This window comes from Solobacterium moorei (genome assembly GCF_036323475.1).
Lineage (GTDB): Bacteria > Bacillota_I > Bacilli_A > Erysipelotrichales > Erysipelotrichaceae > Bulleidia > Bulleidia moorei.
Window position 1 is genome coordinate 956,430 of sequence record NZ_AP028934.1, and the last position, 18,174, is coordinate 974,603.

The window sequence follows — 18,174 nt, forward strand, 5'->3', positions numbered from 1 at the left end:
ACTTATGGAATTTAATCGTGAACAAATTGAAAAGAACTTCCGCCAGCGTATCAAAGGATTATCATCTGTATTTGGACCTAGCGGTTTTGAAGAAGAAGTCGCAGAACTTATCAAGCAAAACTTAGCTGATTCAGACTTTACACATTCTACAGATGTGCTTGGTAATTTAATTTATCATCGTAAAGGAACAGGTAGTAAGAAGATTCTCATTGCGGCACATATGGATGAAATTGGTTTAATTATTCGTCATATTGATAGTAAAGGATTTATCTGGGTAGATACACTTGGAGGTTTCGCACCTCAACAGTTCTTTGGTAAGCGTGTCATCATTAAGACAGATGAAGGTAAGCATATCAACGGTATTATTAATTCACTCCATCCAGGAAGACCTGATCGTTGTACAACAATGCCATCTTCCGTACATGAATTTTTTATTGAAGTAGGTTGTGAATCTCGCCAAGAAGTATTAGATCTTGGCATTGAAGAGGGTAATGCAGTTTCGATTGACTATCCAGTAATTGAACTTGGTAAACATAAGTTAGGTGGTAAGGCGCTGGATGATCGTGCACTCGTGTTTATCTTGGAAGAGGTCGTACGTTTACTACAAGGTAGAGAAGATATTCCTGATTTATATGCGGTTTTTACAACCCAAGAAGAGGTAGGCGCTCGTGGTGCTATCGTAGCCGCAACAAATATTAAACCAGATATTGCGATTGCTTTAGATATGAGTCTTGCGACAGATATTCCAGGTGTTCCAGAATCTGAATATATTAACGTATTAGGTAAGGGAACATCCATCAAGGTGATGGATAAACTTTCTACTTGTATCGGTGGCTTGATTGCACATCCACAGCTTGTGCATGATTTAAAGAAAGTTGCGAAGGATAATCAGATTCCATACGGAATTGAAGCGTATGCGGCTGGTGCGACCGATGCAAGCTTTATGCAGACATTAAACGGTGGTATTATCGCTGGTGGTGTTCAGATTCCAATGCGTTATGTACATAGCTATGAAGTCGTCGATGTACGAGATGTCGTTGATACAGTTGAATTATTATATCGATACATCCTTACACAGGCATAGGGAGGTAATTTACCTCCTTTTTTGATGATAACGATAGGAGATTTACATTGTCTACGATATAATAAGCGATGTGAAAGAGGACGATTATGGAATGGTTAAAAGACTGTTTAAATAAGAGGTTTTTCAAGATTCCGGTGTATGGATATATCGCTGGAATCGGCATGTTTATTATGCAGAGATATATGTATCTTTGGACAAATGATATTAGTCTTGCCTTAGGGATAGGGTGGCATACAACCAAGATTGCATGGCTAGATGATTTGATACCACTATTTCTTCCGTTCATTACTGTTTATATCTTGTCGTATTTTTTCTGGATTTATGGTCCAATGGCCGTTGCAAAGAATGGAACGAAGGAACATTTCAAAGATTTCTTAGTTGGAATGTCTGTGGCATACTTGATAGGTGCGATTGTATTTACAGTCTATCCTACACGTATGGACCGTGTTGCGGAGAACCTTCTCAATGATAATCCTGGTGTGTTAAATCAAGCGCTTCAGTGGATTTACAATATGGATGGTGGCCGCTATGGTACAAACCTAGCGCCAAGTTACCATTGTTTGATTAGTACTTGTTGTTATATGGGAGTCGCAAGACGCCCTGAGTATGCGAATTCCTATCGTATCTTCTCCGCAGTATTCTGCGTATTGATTTTCGCAAGTACAGTATTATGTAAACAACATTATTTCATTGATATTCCTGCAGGAATTATCATTGCGTATATTTCAATGAAACTAGCAATGAAACATCATTGGGGAAAAGTTTTAACATTTTAAAGTAAAGAGGTAGTCATGAGTATATTAAACGTTGAACATTTATCACATAGCTTTGGAGATCGTATCATCTTTGATGATGTGTCTTTTCGATTGTTAAAAGGTGAACATATTGGTTTGATTGGCGCAAATGGTGAAGGTAAATCAACGTTCATGAAAATTGTGACTGGTCAACTCATTCCGGAAGAAGGAAAAGTGGAATGGGCTAAACATGTCATTACAGGATATATGGATCAAACGGCTATTTTAACAAAGGGTAGCACGATACGTATGGTCTTACAGACTGCATTCGATGAACTCTTTGAAATGGAAAGTCGCATGAACCAACTTTATATGGATATGGCTGATGAGTCCATCAGTGAAGCGCAGATGTATGACATGATGAGTGAAGCAGGTTCATTAGCGGATGTATTAAATGCACATGACTTCTATATGATTGATGCGAAGATTGATGAAGTATCACGTGCATTAGGTCTATATGATTTAGGCTTAGATCGAGATGTTGTGGATTTATCAGGTGGTCAACGTACAAAGGTCTTATTAGCGAAGCTTTTACTACAAAAGCCAGATATCTTACTCTTAGATGAACCTACAAACTATCTCGATGTAGAGCATATCACATGGCTACAAAAATACTTACAAGAATATGAGAATGCGTTTATTTTAATTTCTCATGATATTCCATTCTTAAATAGCGTCGTCAATATTATCTATCACATGGATAACAGTGCACTTACAAGATATGCAGGTAACTATGATAAGTTTATGGAAGTCTACGAAGTCCGTAAGGCACAAAAGGAAGCTGCCTATAACCGTCAACAGAAAGAGATTGCGGAGCTTAAGGATTTCGTGGCTAGAAACAAAGCACGTGTCTCTACACGTAATATGGCGATGTCTCGACAGAAGAAACTGGATAAGATGGAGCTGATTGAAAAGAGCATTGAAAAACCAAAGCCAGAATTCTCATTCCGTACTGCATGTACACCTGGTCGGGTCATCTTTGAAACAAAGCAACTCGTGATTGGTTATGATACGCCACTTTCCAAACCACTTGATTTCCTTGTGGAAAGAAAAGAGAAGGTGATTCTAAGTGGTGCCAATGGTATTGGTAAGACAACACTTTTAAAGAGTCTGCTTGGTATCATCCCACCGTTATCCGGTGAGATTGAAAAAGATCAGTACCTAAAGATCGGATACTTTGAACAGGAAGTGCTCGGTGAAAACGATAAAACATGCTTGCAAGAAATTTGGGACACATTCCCAGCATGGACACAATATGAGTGCCGTGCGGCACTTGCCAAGTGTGGCTTAACAACAAAACATATTGAAAGTCGTATTCAAGTACTTTCTGGTGGTGAACAGGCGAAGGTCAGACTGTGTAAGTTGATGAATCGTGATGCGAATATTCTTGTATTAGACGAACCTACAAACCACTTGGATACGGATGCGAAAGATTCATTAAAACAAGCAATATTAGATTATCAAGGAACTGTGCTAATGGTTTGCCATGAGCCAGATTTCTATGAAGGTTTAGCGACTCGTGTTGTTGATTGTACTGAATGGACAACGCGTATTATTTAAGGAGGTCTATGAAAAAATTAACAACAAAAGAATATCTATTACTTGGATCAATGTTGTTTGGGATGTTTTTTGGTGCAGGTAATTTGATTTTCCCAGTATATATGGGACAGCTATCAGGTGCCAATAGTATTCCAGCCATCATTGGTTTCTGTATAACAGGTGTTGGGCTACCACTACTTGGAATCGCCGCAATTGGCATTTCAAAGAGCGAAGGGTTATTTGATGCGGCAAAGAAGGTATCTACATGGTTTAGTTACTTCTTTACTGTCATTCTTTATTTAAGTATTGGTCCATTATTTGCAATTCCAAGAACAGCGACAGTTAGTTTTACAACTGGTATTACACCATTTATTTCATCTAATCAAACACAACTTGGATTATTTATCTATACACTGATTTTCTTTGCGCTAGTACTATTATTCTCTTTGCGTCCATCGAAGATTATGACTTGGATTGGAAAATATATTAACTCTATCTTCTTAGTATTATTATTCTGCTTATTGGTAATGGCATTTGTAAAACCTATTGGTTCCTTTACAAATGTACAACCTACAGGTGGCTATATATCGCATTCGTTTTCTACTGGCCTTTTAGAAGGCTATAATACCATGGATGCTTTGGCATCTCTTGCATTTGCGATTGTACTAATTAACGCAATCAAAGAATTTCATATCAAAGACGCAAAAGAAATTGCGAAGATTACACTCAGAAGTGGAGTACTAGCAGTTGCATTAATGGCAATTATCTATTTTGGATTAACGATTTTAGGTGCTCAATCTGTTTTATTACAAGGTACAAGTGAAAATGGTGGTGTTGCCTTAGCTATCCTTGCAAAACATTATTATGATGCTGTTGGTAATGTACTACTTGCAGGAATTATGATTTTTGCATGTTTAAAGACAGCGATTGGTCTCGTAACTTCATGTGCAGAAACATTTGTTGAGGTATTCCCAAAGACAGTATCGTATCGTACTTATGCGGTTGGTTTTACACTAATTTCATTCCTATTATCAAACTTTGGATTGGATCGTATTCTCAAGTACTCATTACCTGCATTACTATTCTTATATCCAATTACGATTGTATTTATCTTCTTGTTGTTGGTTGGCAGCTTTGTAGGGGAAAATAAGATTATCTATCAATCTACGATTATCGCAACAATTATCGCTGCATTTATAGATACCTTCTCTAAGCCATCCTATACATTCATGCATAGTGCATTTACGGAGGGACTAGTTAATCTATATCAGAAATTACCAATGTATGAGATTGGATTTGCGTGGGTAATCTTCTCTCTGATTGGATTCGTCGTTGGTTTCTTATTATCTAAGATGACAAAAAATAGCCATAAGACTATTTTTCGTTACATGCATTCTGCTGGTAAACTTGGACTTCAGAAAAAGAAGGATCTAAAACAACTTTACAAATAATATAATCCTGTGATTTGAAGGTTACGACTGCTTCTGCAGTTTGTCCAATTTTGTCATAGAGTCTACCAGCACTCATGCATTCTCCAATCACAGTTCGAACGCTATTTGCGACATAACCGATTTTACCAAAGGGGATGTGATTTACCTGAATGGATTCAGTATCGTATTCGTTATTTGTATCTTTCTTGAGATAAAGAATGTCTCCTTTTTCAACCATTTCTGTACCGTAGCGGTAGAATGTTCCTGTAACTGTTATATAAGCTTCTTTCATGGGTTAATCCCTCCTTGCTTGTCTATAAGTACTATATAGGAGGGTCTGTACATAAAATATGCCAGATAAAAAATATTTGATTTTACTCAAATATTTTTTCTAACAGTAAACAAAAATGGCCTATGGAAATGCGATGAAATCAAGTATTTCTCTTATATGTTCCGTTGAATAATATCAAATGTCGTAAAATTCTATCCATCTTTGGCCACAGTTCTACTGCACCTTTTACTCTAAACAGATATACAAACCAATTTAAATAGGATTGTAGATTAGTCATTCTCATCCCAATGAAGCGATAGATATACCTTTTTAGCCATGAACACATATTGTTTATCAATGCCATGTTCTCTAGATATTCTTTGTCGTGTGTATTGGCTTTATAGAATTCTTCTTTCAAATCTAATTCTTTTATCAGCTTGTCATGTGCTCTTTCGCCATCATGTACTAGTGTTGATCCGGAAGCGATATGATTCTTTAGTGCTTCAAAGATACGTGAAGCAGATGGCTTTCCATGACCACAAATAACAGCGTATGTATTTTTGTGACAATCGATTGCCACAACGATACAGAGTTGGCTCTTAGATAATCCTCTCTTCTTGTCTAGGCCATTTTTGTTTACTGTTAGAATATTTTTTTATTCTTGATTGATTGCGGCAGAACTAAGAGGCTCAACTTTGTGAATCATCATTGTAGGATTAGCATCCTGAATTTTTACTAGTTCTTCATCAGGCGCATTAATATCTGTGATCAGATAATTTAGTTTGTTTACACTGGCAGAAATATAATTGTGTGTTTGACCAATTTTTGTATAGTCACAAACAATGAAGATACTACCAAGAGTATTTCTGACCATTGTTTCGTTGATTGCTGTTTCGGAGAAGATTGCAGTTGTAATACCACTTGTGCTACTAATACCACTACAACCCAAGAAACATTTATTTGCGCGTATCTTATGTAGATTATTCAGTGCAAAATCACCAACCATCGCTTCCTTTGGATAGCGCAGTTCACCACCTGTTAACACAATGCTAATTAAGGGACTATGTTTAACTAGAACCATCTTCGCGTTATTGGTAATAATAGTACAACGCTTATTTAAAATATACTGTGGGATGAGTAGGGCGGTAGAACTTGTGTTGATAAATATGGTATCGCCATCTTCGATGTAACTTGCTGCCATTTTTGCGATTGCATGTTTATAGCGCTTATTTGTAAAGTCACTATTATCGTGGTCAACCATGTGTTGGATGATTTTTGCACCACCATGGTAACGGATAATAGCTCCGCGATCTTCCCAGTACTGTAAGTCACGACGAATTGTAATCTCTGAAACATCAAAATCATTCATTAACTGCTTTACAGTAACATCTCCTAATTTTTGAATAATCATCATAATATCATCACGACGTTTTTGAACAATCTTATAATCTACTTTCATATTTCGTTTCCATCTTCGAAATAATTATAACATTTAATGAATGAATAATCATAAAAATATTTTTAATTAATTAAAAAATTCCAAAAATAATGTATAAATATATAAAAATGATTAAATTAAATGAATAAGTCGTAAAAACGATTAAATGAACATATAATTCTTTGATAATCAAAAAATGAGTTGGTATGATAAAACCATCATAAAGGAGGTTATCATGCCAAAAGTAAATGAAATTACAAGGGAGTCTTGGATTTTAGGCGCATTCCCAGAATGGGGGACATGGCTAAATGAAGAGATTGACAACACAGTTGTTGAACCTGGTACATTTTCAATGTGGTGGTTGGGATGTGTAGGTGTATGGTTTAAGACAGAAAATGATACAAACATCGCAATCGACTTATGGTTTGGCAATGGAAAGAGAACACAAAAAGTATCATCCATGGCCCCATACCATCAAATGCGAAATATGATGGGCGTTGAAAATCTACAGCCTAATCTGCGTGCAGCACCAATTGTTTATGATCCATTTGGTGTAACAAAGTGTGATGCAGTATTAGCGACTCATTATCATAACGATCATATCGATCCATTCTTTGCGGCAGCTGTATTAAAGAACTGTAGTGATGATGTGCCGTTTATTGGACCATTGGAGTGTGTGAAAAAGTGGGTCGGCTGGGGCGTTCCAGAAGAGCGCTGTAAGGTTGTTAAGCCAGGGGATATAATTACAATCAAGGATACAAAGATTCATGTATTAGAGTCCTACGACAGAACATGTCTAGTCACAACGGAAGTTGGTGAAGATATTGCAGGTATCTGCCCTACAAACATGGATCAAAAAGCAGTCAACTACTTAATTGAGATGCCTGCAGGAACTGTATATCATACTGGTGATTCACACTATAGTATCTGCTATGCGGATATCGGTAAGAAGTACAATATTGATATTGCCTTCGGTGCGTATGGTGAAAATCCTGTAGGATGCCAAGATAAGATGACATCTGTTGATATGTGCAGAATGGGTGAAGCGACTAACGCAAAGGTAATTATTCCTTTGCACCATGATGTATGGACAAATATGAAAGCGGATCCTGAAGAAATAATGTTAGTATATAACTTCAAGAAGGATGTGCTAAAGTACAAGTTCCATCCATTCATTTGGGATGTAGGTGGTAAGTATACATGGCCATTAGATAAGGACTTATTGAAGTTCCACTATCGTCGTGGATTTGAAGACTGCTTTACAAAGGAACGCAATGTTCCATTCCCAAGTATTTTATAATTGGAGAAAATAAATGTTACTACAAGAAATACTAGATAATCATCTGACTAGCTACCATCAAGAATTTCCAACCTGGCAAGATGCCATCAAGGGTTGTGGGGAAACGTTGATTGAACAAGGATTCATCGATAATCGCTATGTAGAAGCAATCATTAAATGTGTTACAGAATATGGACCATACATTGTGATTTGTCCTAATGTAGCAATGCCGCATTCTACGCTAGGTGCAGAGGGTGTATACAAAACTGGTATTGGTTTTATGAAGGTAGAGAAGCCAGTTGCGTTCGATGATAATGATAGAGAAAAAGACGCAAGGCTATTCTTTACACTCGCTGCTATTAATCACGATCAACATCTAAATAATATGATGCAGCTATCTGAACTATTAATGAATGAAGAGGTCGTAAATGACCTATTAGAAATTCACAATGATGACGACTTAAGAAAGGTCATCGAAAAATACAAATAATATAATTAGGGGGAAATATGAGCGTTTTATATGGAATTTGGGTATGGTTCGCAAGTAATATCTTGACCAAACCAGCATACTTTATTGGTTTAATCGTCTTAATTGGTTACATTCTTCAGAAAAAGACTTGGTACGATTCGCTAGCAGGTTTTATTAAGGCAACAGTAGGTTTCTTGATCTTAAGCGTAGGTTCTGGTGGACTAGTAAGTAATTTCAGACCAATCCTTGTTGGATTAAAAGATCGCTTTAACTTAGATGCAATGGTTATCGATCCATACTTCGGACAAAATGCAGTGCAGTCAGCAATGGAAGGAATTGGACGTAGCTTTTCACAAGTAATGTTCCTATTATTAATTGCATTTATCTTTAACTTAGTTCTTGTTAAGTTTAACAAGATTACAAAATTACGTGCAGTATTCACAACAGGTCATGTGCAAATGCAACAGGCCGCAACAGCATTCTGGTTAATTCTATTCTGCTTCCCACAGTTGGGTGATACACCAATGTTAATTATCATGTCACTCATTCTTGGTTTATACTGGGCAGTTGGTTCTAACCTCACAGTTGAAATTTCTCAGGACTTAACAGACGGTGGTGGATTCTGTGTAGCTCACCAGCAAATGTTTGGTATCGCGTTCTTCTCATACTTATCCAAGAAGATATTTGGTAATAAGAAGAATTCTAAGAGAATCGAAGATATCCAATTACCTGGCTTTATGTCAATCTTTAATGAAAACATGGTTTCTACAGCTATCTTAATGATGATTTTCTTCGGAGCTATCATGGCTGTATTAGGTAAGGATTACTTTATTGAAACTAAGGTGCTAAAGGAAGGCGCAAGCTTCTTCATGTATGTGGTTGATACATCACTTAAGTTTGCTGTATATCTAGCTATCTTACAACTTGGTGTACGTACATTCGTAACAGAATTAACAAACTCATTCCAGGGTATTTCCAATACATTCTTACCTGGTGCGGTTCCTGGTATCGACTGTGCAGCTACATATGGATTTGGTAGTCCTAATGCAGTAACTATCGGTTTCTTATTCGGTGCATTAGGTCAGTTTATTGCTATCATCGCATTACTATTATTGAAGTCTCCAACAATTGTTATTGCAGGGTTCGTTCCAGTATTCTTTGATAACGCAACAATCGCTGTATACGCAAATAATAAGGGTGGCATAAAGGCTGCTATGTTATTCCCATTCCTTTCAGGTTTATGCCAGGTATTCGGTAGTGCTTTAATCGCTGGTGCAGTAGGACTTGCGGCTCATGGTGGTTACTTAGGTATGTGGGACTGGGCAGTTGTATGGCCAATCTTCACTGTTATCATGAAGTATGCAGGATTTATTGGTTTAGCAATTATCTTAGTAGTGCTAATCTTGATTCCACAGTTACAATATCGTAGCCATCCAGATACATATTTCTTATGTGTAGAGGATTACGAAGCTTATAAAGAAAAAGTAAAGAAGGAGTGAACAACAAATGATTAAAGTTTTAGTCGCATGTGCAAATGGAGCCGGAACATCTTTGATGATGAAGATGAGAGTGGAAAAGGCATGTAAAGATTTAGGTGTAGAGGTATCTACAATTCATCACTGTTCTTTATCAGAAGGTAAGAGTGCGGCAACTCAATATGATGTTGTATTTTGCCCACTAAACTTTAAGAACATGTTTACAGATGCAGAGAAAAAAGGCGTTAAAATCTGCGGTATGAAGAACGTACTATCAGATAAAGAAGCGCAAGCACTTTTAAAAGAAGCAGGCTTTGCAGAATAACAACGAAAGCTACTGCTGAGCAGTAGCTTTTTAGAAAGGTTTACTGAATGAAAGTAAATAAGAAAGTATTGGGTACTTTAAATAAGTGTTATGCATTAGCACAGGTAGAATTCAATGGGAAGAACTATCTTGCATGTGCTGCTGAAAAAGAAGACCCATGTTACTTATATGATTATGAGGGAAACTTTGTAGAAAAGTTGTGGGATGGACCTGGTGGTGTGATGTCACTAGAACAGTATCCAAACCAGACATATCCAACAATACTTGCGACTTGGAAGTTCTACTCTCCAAATAATGGGGCAGATTCCAAGATTGTATACTACCTCAGAAAAGATGGTGAGTGGCAGATTCATACATTATGCAAGCTTCCATTCGTACATCGCTTTGGTGTGATTGAAAGAAATCACCAGAAGTATCTGGTAGCTTGTACATTAAAGAGTGCACATGCATTCAAAGATGACTGGACATGTCCTGGAAGAGTATGGGTGGCTAAGCTGCCAGAGGATATCTCCATCTATGATGAAGATCATCAGTTAGAACTTACACCATTAATCAGTGGTCTTACACAAAACCATGGCTTCTTCAAGACAGAAGAAGAGGATTATCAAATTGCCCTGGTCGGCACAAAGAACGGTATCTTTAAAGTTATTCCACCAGCTGATGAAAATAGCGAATGGACATACGAGCAGCTTACAGCTGATCCAGCTTCTGATATGTTGTATCTAGACTTCGATAATGACGGACAAAAAGAGCTAATGACTTTCGCACCATTCCATGGTGATACACTTGCTATCTATAAGCTGGTAGATGGTTCTTATCAAAAGGTATGGGAAGATGAAAGAAAGATGCCATTCTTGCATGCAATCTATCCATTAGAAATGAATGGAAAGGTATATGGAATCTATGGTTATCGTAGGAATGAACTAGAACTAAATCTTTTATCTTACGATGCAGATACGAATACATATATCAGTGAAAACTTAGATCGTAATGCAGGTCCTACAAATGCATTGGCGTTCAAGGATGGGAATGTACAGAAGATCTTCGTATCAAATCGCGAAACAAATGAAATTGCATTGTACACGATTGAGGAATAAATATGTTAGATGAATTAAAACAAAAAGTATATGAGGCAAATATGATGTTGCCTAAGAATGGACTTGTAGTCTTTACTTGGGGTAACGTTTCCGGTATCGACCGTGAAAAGGGCTTAATGGTTATCAAGCCATCTGGTGTTGAATATAATGAACTAAAACCAGAAGATATGGTCGTTGTAGATGTAAAAACAGGTGAAAAGGTAGAAGGCAAATACAAACCATCTTCCGATACAGATACACATCTAGTGTTGTATCGTAACTTCCCTCATATCGGTGGTATCGTACATACTCATAGTAAGTGGGCAGTTAGCTTTGCCCAAGCTGGGGTAGGCGTTAAACCGATGGGAACGACACATGGTGACTATTTCTATGGTGAGATACCATGTACAAGGAAGATGAGTGAAGAAGAAATCGCGGGACAGTATGAACTAGAAACAGGAAATGTCATCGTTGAAACATTCAAGGATATCAAACCAGATGATGTTCCTGCAGTACTCGTACATAGCCATGGGCCATTTACTTGGGGTACAGATCCATTCAACGCAGTGCATAACGCAGTCGTTTTAGAAGAAATCTGCTTTATGAATTTCCATGCATACATGTTGAACCCTGAAAAGGGAAATATGCAGCAGGAACTCTTGGATAAACACTATCTACGTAAACACGGAAAGAATGCATACTATGGACAATAAGGCATATCGTTTGGGCATGTATGAAAAGTCCATGCCAAAAGAATTATCTTGGCAAGAGAAGCTAATTATCTGTAAAGAATCTGGCTTTGATTGGTTAGAGATTTCTATTGATGAAACAGATGATAAACTAGCACGTTTGGATTGGGGCCAAGAAGAAAGAAACGTTATTAAACAAGCAATCATAAAGACAGGTGTTCCAATCCATACGATGTGTCTTAGTGGACATCGTAAATACCCGTTAGGTGATTTAGATCCTGATACAGAATCAAGAAGTCTTGAAATTATGGGAAAAGCAATTTATCTTGCACAAGACCTCGGCATTCGTATTATCCAACTTGCGGGTTATGATGTTTATTACAAAGAAGGTAATAAAGATACAAAGAACCAGTTTATCAAGAATCTTCACATCGCTACCAAGATGGCGGCTAAGTATGGCGTTGTCATGGGTTTTGAAACAATGGAAACACCATTCATGGATACCGTTGAAAAGGCAATGGAATACGTTGATATTGTCGATAGTCCATACTTACAAATATATCCTGATATTGGCAATCTAACGAATGCGGAAAAGATTTACGGAACTTCCGTAATCGAAGATTTACAAAAGGGAAGTGGGCATATTGTAGCAGCTCACCTGAAGGAAACAGTTCCGGGTAAATATCGTGAGATTCCGTTTGGAACAGGACATACAGAGTTTGTACAAGACATCAGATGTCTAAAGGATATGGGTGTACAGATGTTCACTGGTGAATTCTGGTATACAGGTGAAGAGAATTGGCGTGATATCTGCAAGCATGCAGGAAGTTTCCTAAGAGACAAATTAAATCAAGTTTTTGAATAAGGAGCGTATGCTCCTTTTTAAATAAAAAGGTGATGTGCTTGCATCACCTCTAAACATAAATTGATTATAGACTCTTTAAGTAGTTTGCAATTTCTTCATCTTGACAATTCGGATAGAAATATTCAGCAAAGTGTTTACCGGCAATCGTCTCACGTAAGAAGTCTTGGTCAATTTGCTTTAAGATTTCGATTAATGGTCTATGTGTGATTTCCTTAACACCATCAAGAATTTTCTTGTTACGTTGTTCTGGTTCTCTACGTTCCTTTGGATAACCACCACCGAATTGTTCAGAGAATAATTTGGCAAAAGTATCATGTAGGTTGATTTCGGCACCCCAACCGAACCCTTGTGCAAATGGCATTGCGATACAGTTACCATCATTTACCTGACCGAATAAATATGCATCAAGCCCATTTGTAATGTGTCCACATAAAACATTAGGGAAGGAATTACATGCAAGCATAGCACCTTGACCTGTTCCGCATCCTGTAACAACAAAATCTACTGCTTTTGTTGTTAGAAGAATACTAGCAAGTAAACCATTCTTTACATAGGTTAATTGAACATCGTCTTCTGCACTGTACATACCGTAGTTATATACTGTATGGCCTTTTTTTGTAGCTTCCTCATTGAGTACATCATAGATTAATTGGTTTTTTGCTGCCTGTGAGTTTTCGTTGATTAATGCAATTTTCATTTTCTTTTCTACCTTTCTTTACTGTGGTTGTTTTCCAATATATGCAAGGATTCCACCATCTACATACAAGATGTGTCCATTTACAAAGTTACTTGCATCGGATGCTAAGAATACTGCAGGACCCATTAAGTCAGCAGCTTCTCCCCATCTTTCAGCTGGAGTTTTAGCTAAGATAAAACTATCAAATGGGTGACGACTTCCATCTGCTTGTTTTTCTCTTAATGGGGCGGTCTGTGGTGTTGCGATATAACCAGGTCCAATACCATTGCATTGAATATTATATGCACCGTATTCTGAACAGATGTTTCTTGTTAACATCTTTAAGCCACCCTTAGCAGCTGCGTATGCACTAACTGTTTCTCTTCCCAATTCAGACATCATAGAGCAGATGTTGATAATCTTGCCATGACCTTTTTTTATCATAGAAGGGATAACTGCTTTGGAAACGATGAATGGTGCATTTAAATCTACATCAATAACTTGTCTAAAGTCACTGGCGGTCATTTCAAGCATTGGAATTCGCTTGATAATACCTGCATTATTAACGAGGATATCAATGATACCAACTTCTTCTTCAATTTGTTTCACAACTTTGTTTACTGCTTCTTCATCTGTTACATCACATACGTAACCATGTGCATCAATGCCAATTTCCTTATAAGAAGCAAGACCCTTATCCACTAATTCCTGTTTAATATCGTTGAATACAATTGTGGCACCTGCTTTCGCAAATGCACTAGCAATTGCAAAGCCAATCCCATAGCTAGCGCCTGTAACAAATGCGACTTTTCCCTTTAATGAAAATGAATCTAAATCAAACATATTTTCTTTTATCTCCTTTATCTTTTATCGTTGTACACGACCTGAGCCGTCACCATTTGCGAGTGTGAGTACTTCGTCAACTGTTACACGATTGTAATCACCTTCGATACTATGCTTTAAGCAACTTGCTGCAACAGCAAATTCAATAATTTCCTGTGGTTTTTCAAAATGACGTAATCCATAGATGAGTCCAGCTCCGAAGGAATCGCCGCCTCCAACGCGGTCTACAATATGGATTGCATATTCCTTTGAAAAATATGCTTGTCCACCTTGGTATAGCATTGCAGACCATTTGTTATCGCTGGCAGAAATACTCTTTCTGAGTGTGATTGCGACAGTATGACAATGGAAACGTTCACTAATTTCCTTGGCAACTTCGATATATCCTTCGCGATTTAATTCGCCTGTGAGGACATTGGTTTTACTTGCATGAATGTTAAATACCTTTTCGGCATCTTCTTCATTTGCAATACATACATCTACGTATGGCATGATTTCAGACATTGTTTTATTTGCTTGCTCGCTGGTCCATAATTTTTTTCGGAAGTTAAGGTCACATGAGATTTGTAATCCTTGTTTCTTTGCTTCTTTACAAGCTTCTAATGTAATTTGGGCAACCTGTGGATTTAATGCAGGTGTAATACCTGTAAAATGGAACCAATCTGCATCTAAGAAGATTTCCTTCCAATCAAAGTCAGTAGGGGAGGCCTCTGAGATAGAAGAGCCTGCACGATCATAAATAACTTTACTTGGGCGCTGGCTCGCACCTTTTTCAAGATAATAGATACCAACACGATTACCGCCACGAACAATCATTGTTGTATCAACACCATATTTTCTTAGGTCGTTGACCGCACATTGACCAATATCGTGTGTAGGCAGTTTTGTTACAAACGAAACATCTTCATTGAAGTTGGCTAGGCTAACTGCTACATTTGCAGCGCATCCACCAAATGTAGCTTCATAATCTGTTGCTTGAGTGAAACGATAGAAACCATGTGTTGCGAGTCTTAGCATGATTTCACCAAATGTAATAATCTTCATGTTATACCTCCATCTGTACGTCTGGATTGATTAAGTGAACTGCAAATCCACCAATTTCTAAGTCAAGATAAACAAAATTGATTTTGTTTGTTTTTTTATTTCTTGTGATGGTTTCCTCTATAGCATATATATTTTCTTTTGCTAATTGATAGAGTGCTCGCTCAGGGTATCGGGTAAATATACCGATATGCCCATTTGTTCCTCGGCTTGGTTTGTGCATGATTTCAAAGCCTTTACCTGCAAAATTTGATTTAGGTTTTTTATAGTAAGTGAAGTGGAATAACTTGCAGAATTGTTGTGCAATTTCCAGAGAATGCTCTTCACTATTTGCATTGATACCGAGGTGAATTAACTGGTAATCAAGCAATGATTTAATAGCATGAGAGGATAATACTTCAATGCTGTTCCAATCCTCAGCATGAATCAAATCATTTGGTAACATGAAGCTACCACCGATTGCGAGTACATTAGGTAAGTTTAAATAATCGTGCATGTTTACAGCGTTGATGCCACCTGTAGGAATAAATTTAATATCTGCATATGGACCATAGAAATCTTTAAGTTTCTTTGCACCACCACTGCTTTCTGCAGGGAAGAACTTCAATACTTTTAAGTCATATGTAAGAGCTTGTTCAATTTCGCTGGCTGTTGATACACCAGGTAATATAAGGATGCTATGCTCTTTACACCATGAAACGACACTTGGATTAAAGCCGGGTGTCACAATAAAACTTGCACCAGCCTCAATTGCTTCTACAGCTTGTTGAACTGTAGTGACGGTTCCAGCACCTACTAGCATATTAGGAATGTTTGTGCTGATGCTACGAATTGCTTCTGTTGCATATTCGCTACGATAAGTAATCTCAGCAACATCGATTCCACCCTTATATAAAGCTTGTGTCAGCGGTATTGTATGTTCAGGGTTTGTAATCTTTACAACAGGAACAATACCAATTTTAGATATTCTATCCAATATTTCGTCCATAATATAACCTCCATAATCAATGTGATAATAGTTTAGTAAACTGGTTTTGTCAATATTTTTTAGTAAACTGGTTTATTTTTGTGCAAATTTATTGAAATTTGATAGAATTTTATAAAATTTCGTTGACATACGATATTTTATCACCATATAATCAACGTAGCTAGTAAACCAGTTTTGCAGAAGGAGGATCCTGGTGACAAGAAAGATTAATATTGAAACAATTCAGAATATTGATGCTTATTCAAAGGAACCAAATTTATCCGTAGATGAATTAAAAAAGGCAATGGATATATGCATCGCACAAGTAGATTTAAATATGGATTACTTCAAAGGTAAATTTCCATACTCCTGTGCGAAAGGTGGAATTTATCCGATTATCGAGAATATTGAGTGGACAGATGGATTTTGGACAGGAATGCTGTGGTTGGCATATGAGTATACGGGAGAGGAAAAGTATCGCCAATTAGCGGAGAAAAATATCGAAAGTTTCTACCATCGAGTTAAGAATCGTATTGAACTTGATCATCATGACTTAGGTTTCTTATATTCCTTATCGTGTGTAAGTGGCTATAAGTTAACAGGTAATTCACTCGCCAAGAAAGCTGCAGTACTTGCGGCGGACAAGTTGTTAGAGCGTTGGCAAGAGAAAGGACAATTCCTACAAGCATGGGGTCCTAAAGATAGTCCAGATCATTATCGATTTATTATTGATTGTCTGATGAACATTCCATTATTGTATTGGACAACAGAAGTAACGGGTGATGAGAAGTATGCAAAGATTGCTACAAGTCATTATCAAACAAGTATCTGTAATGTAATTCGTGATGATGCTTCGGCATTCCATACATTCTACATGGATTACAACACAGGTGGTCCATCACATGGAGCAACACGTCAAGGATATAGTGATAGCTCATCATGGGCACGTGGACAGTCTTGGGGTATCTACGGTATTGCATTAAATACACGTTATACAAATAACTTAGAGAATATCTCTCTCTTTAAGGGCATGACAAACTATTTCTTAAATCGTTTACCAAAAGATGATATCTGCTATTGGGATCTTATCTTCGGCGATGGGAGTGAGCAGTCTAAGGATTCTTCAGCAGCGGCGATTGCTATCTGCGGTATCTTGGAGATGGAGAAATTCCTCACTTTAGAAGATCAAAGAGTATATCGTGGCAGTGCTAATCGTATGATGCGTTCACTGATTCAAAACTATGAAACAAAAGAAACAAAGCCGGGTCAACCAATTTTATATCATGGTGTTTATTCATGGCACTCTGGGAAGGGTGTTGATGAAGGAAACATCTGGGGTGACTACTATTTTATGGAAGCAATATTACGTCAATTAAAAAAATGGGATCCATATTGGTAAGGAGGAAAAATGAGCACACCAAATATCGTAATGGCTAGAATTGATGAAAGACTTGTACACGGTCAAGGCGCATTGTGGGTAAAATCATTAGGTGTAAACACCGTGATTGTTGCAAACGATGAAGTTAGTGAAGACCATATCTCACAATCGTTGATGAAGACGGCACTCTCAAGCTCAATTGCAGCGAGATTCTTCTCAGTACAGAAAGTAATCGATGTGATTCATAAAGCTAGCCCGCAACAAACAATTTTCTTAGTTGTAAAGGATTGTCAAGACGCTCTTCGCTTAGTAGAAGGTGGCGTTCCAGTTAAGGAATACAATATTGGAAATATCCATAACGCAGAGGGTAAAGAAAAGATTACACGTTCCATCTTTTTAGGTGAAGAGGACAAAGCTGCTCTACGTAAGATGGTGAATGATTATAACATTACATTTAATACAGTAACAACGCCAGGTGGTAACGATGGCTGTGCACCTGTCGATATTAAAAAATACCTATAAGAAAGAAGAAAGG

General features: G+C 37.4%; 20 protein-coding genes. 13 read left to right on the forward strand and 7 right to left on the reverse strand.

The genetic code is table 11. The features are described from left to right. Positions 1-4 precede the first annotated feature (4 nt). The 4 genes from RGT18_RS04825 (at position 5) to brnQ (ending at position 4,868) form a co-directional block, all read left to right on the forward strand. Positions 5-1,084 carry a M42 family metallopeptidase gene (locus RGT18_RS04825; RefSeq protein WP_037404053.1) on the forward strand — a complete coding sequence of 360 codons (1,080 nt, stop codon included), beginning with the start codon at positions 5-7 and terminating at the stop codon, positions 1,082-1,084. A gap of 86 nt (positions 1,085-1,170) precedes the next feature. Beyond that, the gene (locus tag RGT18_RS04830; RefSeq protein WP_028078379.1) at positions 1,171-1,860 is read left to right on the forward strand and encodes a phosphatase PAP2 family protein; all 690 of its coding nucleotides are present in this window, start codon (positions 1,171-1,173) and stop codon (positions 1,858-1,860) included. Between the two features lie 15 nt (positions 1,861-1,875). Then, positions 1,876-3,438, forward strand: coding sequence for an ABC-F family ATP-binding cassette domain-containing protein (locus RGT18_RS04835; protein ID WP_028078378.1), 1,563 nt, complete (start codon positions 1,876-1,878; stop codon positions 3,436-3,438). A gap of 8 nt (positions 3,439-3,446) precedes the next feature. After that, positions 3,447-4,868: a branched-chain amino acid transport system II carrier protein gene (brnQ, locus tag RGT18_RS04840; protein ID WP_245580931.1), complete on the forward strand. Its 1,422-nt coding sequence runs from the start codon at positions 3,447-3,449 to the stop codon at positions 4,866-4,868. On the opposite strand, the gene RGT18_RS04845 is transcribed toward brnQ, so the two are convergent. The 3 genes from RGT18_RS04845 to RGT18_RS04855 form a co-directional block, all read right to left on the reverse strand. Then, positions 4,792-5,139, reverse strand: a complete 348-nt coding sequence (locus RGT18_RS04845; protein WP_006525158.1) for an HIRAN domain-containing protein — start codon at positions 5,137-5,139, stop codon at positions 4,792-4,794. The two genes, brnQ and RGT18_RS04845, sit on opposite strands and share 77 nt — an antisense overlap. Before the next feature lie 139 nt (positions 5,140-5,278). Beyond that, positions 5,279-5,767 (reverse strand): transposase, encoded by a 489-nt coding sequence (locus RGT18_RS04850; protein WP_338176483.1) that lies wholly within the window; start codon positions 5,765-5,767, stop codon positions 5,279-5,281. Positions 5,768-5,773: 6 nt separating this feature from the next. Then, positions 5,774-6,577 carry a DeoR/GlpR family DNA-binding transcription regulator gene (locus tag RGT18_RS04855; protein WP_006525159.1) on the reverse strand — a complete coding sequence of 268 codons (804 nt, stop codon included), beginning with the start codon at positions 6,575-6,577 and terminating at the stop codon, positions 5,774-5,776. A gap of 214 nt (positions 6,578-6,791) precedes the next feature. On the opposite strand from RGT18_RS04855, the gene ulaG reads away from it, so the two are divergent. The 7 genes from ulaG to RGT18_RS04890 are packed head-to-tail and all read left to right on the forward strand — an operon-like array spanning position 6,792 to position 12,734. Beyond that, the gene (ulaG, locus tag RGT18_RS04860) at positions 6,792-7,856 is read left to right on the forward strand and encodes an L-ascorbate 6-phosphate lactonase (RefSeq protein WP_028077933.1); all 1,065 of its coding nucleotides are present in this window, start codon (positions 6,792-6,794) and stop codon (positions 7,854-7,856) included. Between the two features lie 13 nt (positions 7,857-7,869). After that, complete coding sequence (locus tag RGT18_RS04865; protein ID WP_006525161.1) at positions 7,870-8,325, forward strand: PTS sugar transporter subunit IIA; 456 nt, start codon at positions 7,870-7,872, stop codon at positions 8,323-8,325. A 17-nt stretch (positions 8,326-8,342) separates the two neighbouring features. After that, positions 8,343-9,803 (forward strand): PTS ascorbate transporter subunit IIC, encoded by a 1,461-nt coding sequence (locus RGT18_RS04870; protein WP_028077934.1) that lies wholly within the window; start codon positions 8,343-8,345, stop codon positions 9,801-9,803. Between the two features lie 7 nt (positions 9,804-9,810). After that, complete coding sequence (locus RGT18_RS04875) at positions 9,811-10,104, forward strand: PTS sugar transporter subunit IIB (RefSeq protein WP_006525163.1); 294 nt, start codon at positions 9,811-9,813, stop codon at positions 10,102-10,104. Between the two features lie 47 nt (positions 10,105-10,151). Further along, complete coding sequence (locus RGT18_RS04880) at positions 10,152-11,201, forward strand: hypothetical protein (RefSeq protein WP_028077936.1); 1,050 nt, start codon at positions 10,152-10,154, stop codon at positions 11,199-11,201. A 2-nt stretch (positions 11,202-11,203) separates the two neighbouring features. Beyond that, on the forward strand, positions 11,204-11,893 hold the full coding sequence (gene araD, locus RGT18_RS04885; protein ID WP_028077937.1) for an L-ribulose-5-phosphate 4-epimerase: 690 nt from the start codon (positions 11,204-11,206) through the stop codon (positions 11,891-11,893). Next, a complete protein-coding gene (locus tag RGT18_RS04890; protein WP_028077938.1) occupies positions 11,883-12,734 on the forward strand; it encodes an L-ribulose-5-phosphate 3-epimerase in 852 nt (283 codons plus the stop codon). The genes araD and RGT18_RS04890 overlap by 11 nt, the downstream gene beginning before the upstream one ends. Positions 12,735-12,798: 64 nt before the next feature. Here RGT18_RS04890 and RGT18_RS04895 read toward each other — a convergent pair whose 3' ends face one another. From RGT18_RS04895 to RGT18_RS04910, 4 genes are read right to left on the reverse strand one after another with little or no spacing between them, the layout of a single operon-like run. Next, on the reverse strand, positions 12,799-13,431 hold the full coding sequence (locus tag RGT18_RS04895) for an RpiB/LacA/LacB family sugar-phosphate isomerase (RefSeq protein WP_006525176.1): 633 nt from the start codon (positions 13,429-13,431) through the stop codon (positions 12,799-12,801). An 18-nt stretch (positions 13,432-13,449) separates the two neighbouring features. Next, positions 13,450-14,253 carry a gluconate 5-dehydrogenase gene (locus RGT18_RS04900; protein WP_028077939.1) on the reverse strand — a complete coding sequence of 268 codons (804 nt, stop codon included), beginning with the start codon at positions 14,251-14,253 and terminating at the stop codon, positions 13,450-13,452. A gap of 24 nt (positions 14,254-14,277) precedes the next feature. Continuing rightward, a complete protein-coding gene (locus RGT18_RS04905; RefSeq protein WP_028077940.1) occupies positions 14,278-15,297 on the reverse strand; it encodes a sugar kinase in 1,020 nt (339 codons plus the stop codon). 1 nt (position 15,298) lies between these two features. Next, positions 15,299-16,282, reverse strand: coding sequence for a bifunctional 4-hydroxy-2-oxoglutarate aldolase/2-dehydro-3-deoxy-phosphogluconate aldolase (locus tag RGT18_RS04910; RefSeq protein ID WP_006525179.1), 984 nt, complete (start codon positions 16,280-16,282; stop codon positions 15,299-15,301). A gap of 193 nt (positions 16,283-16,475) precedes the next feature. Between RGT18_RS04910 and RGT18_RS04915 the strand changes: the two genes are divergently transcribed. Together RGT18_RS04915 and RGT18_RS04920 are read left to right on the forward strand one after the other, a co-directional pair. Continuing rightward, positions 16,476-17,660, forward strand: coding sequence for a glycoside hydrolase family 88 protein (locus RGT18_RS04915; RefSeq protein WP_028077941.1), 1,185 nt, complete (start codon positions 16,476-16,478; stop codon positions 17,658-17,660). A 9-nt stretch (positions 17,661-17,669) separates the two neighbouring features. Continuing rightward, complete coding sequence (locus tag RGT18_RS04920) at positions 17,670-18,161, forward strand: PTS sugar transporter subunit IIB (protein ID WP_006525181.1); 492 nt, start codon at positions 17,670-17,672, stop codon at positions 18,159-18,161. Positions 18,162-18,174 lie beyond the last annotated feature (13 nt).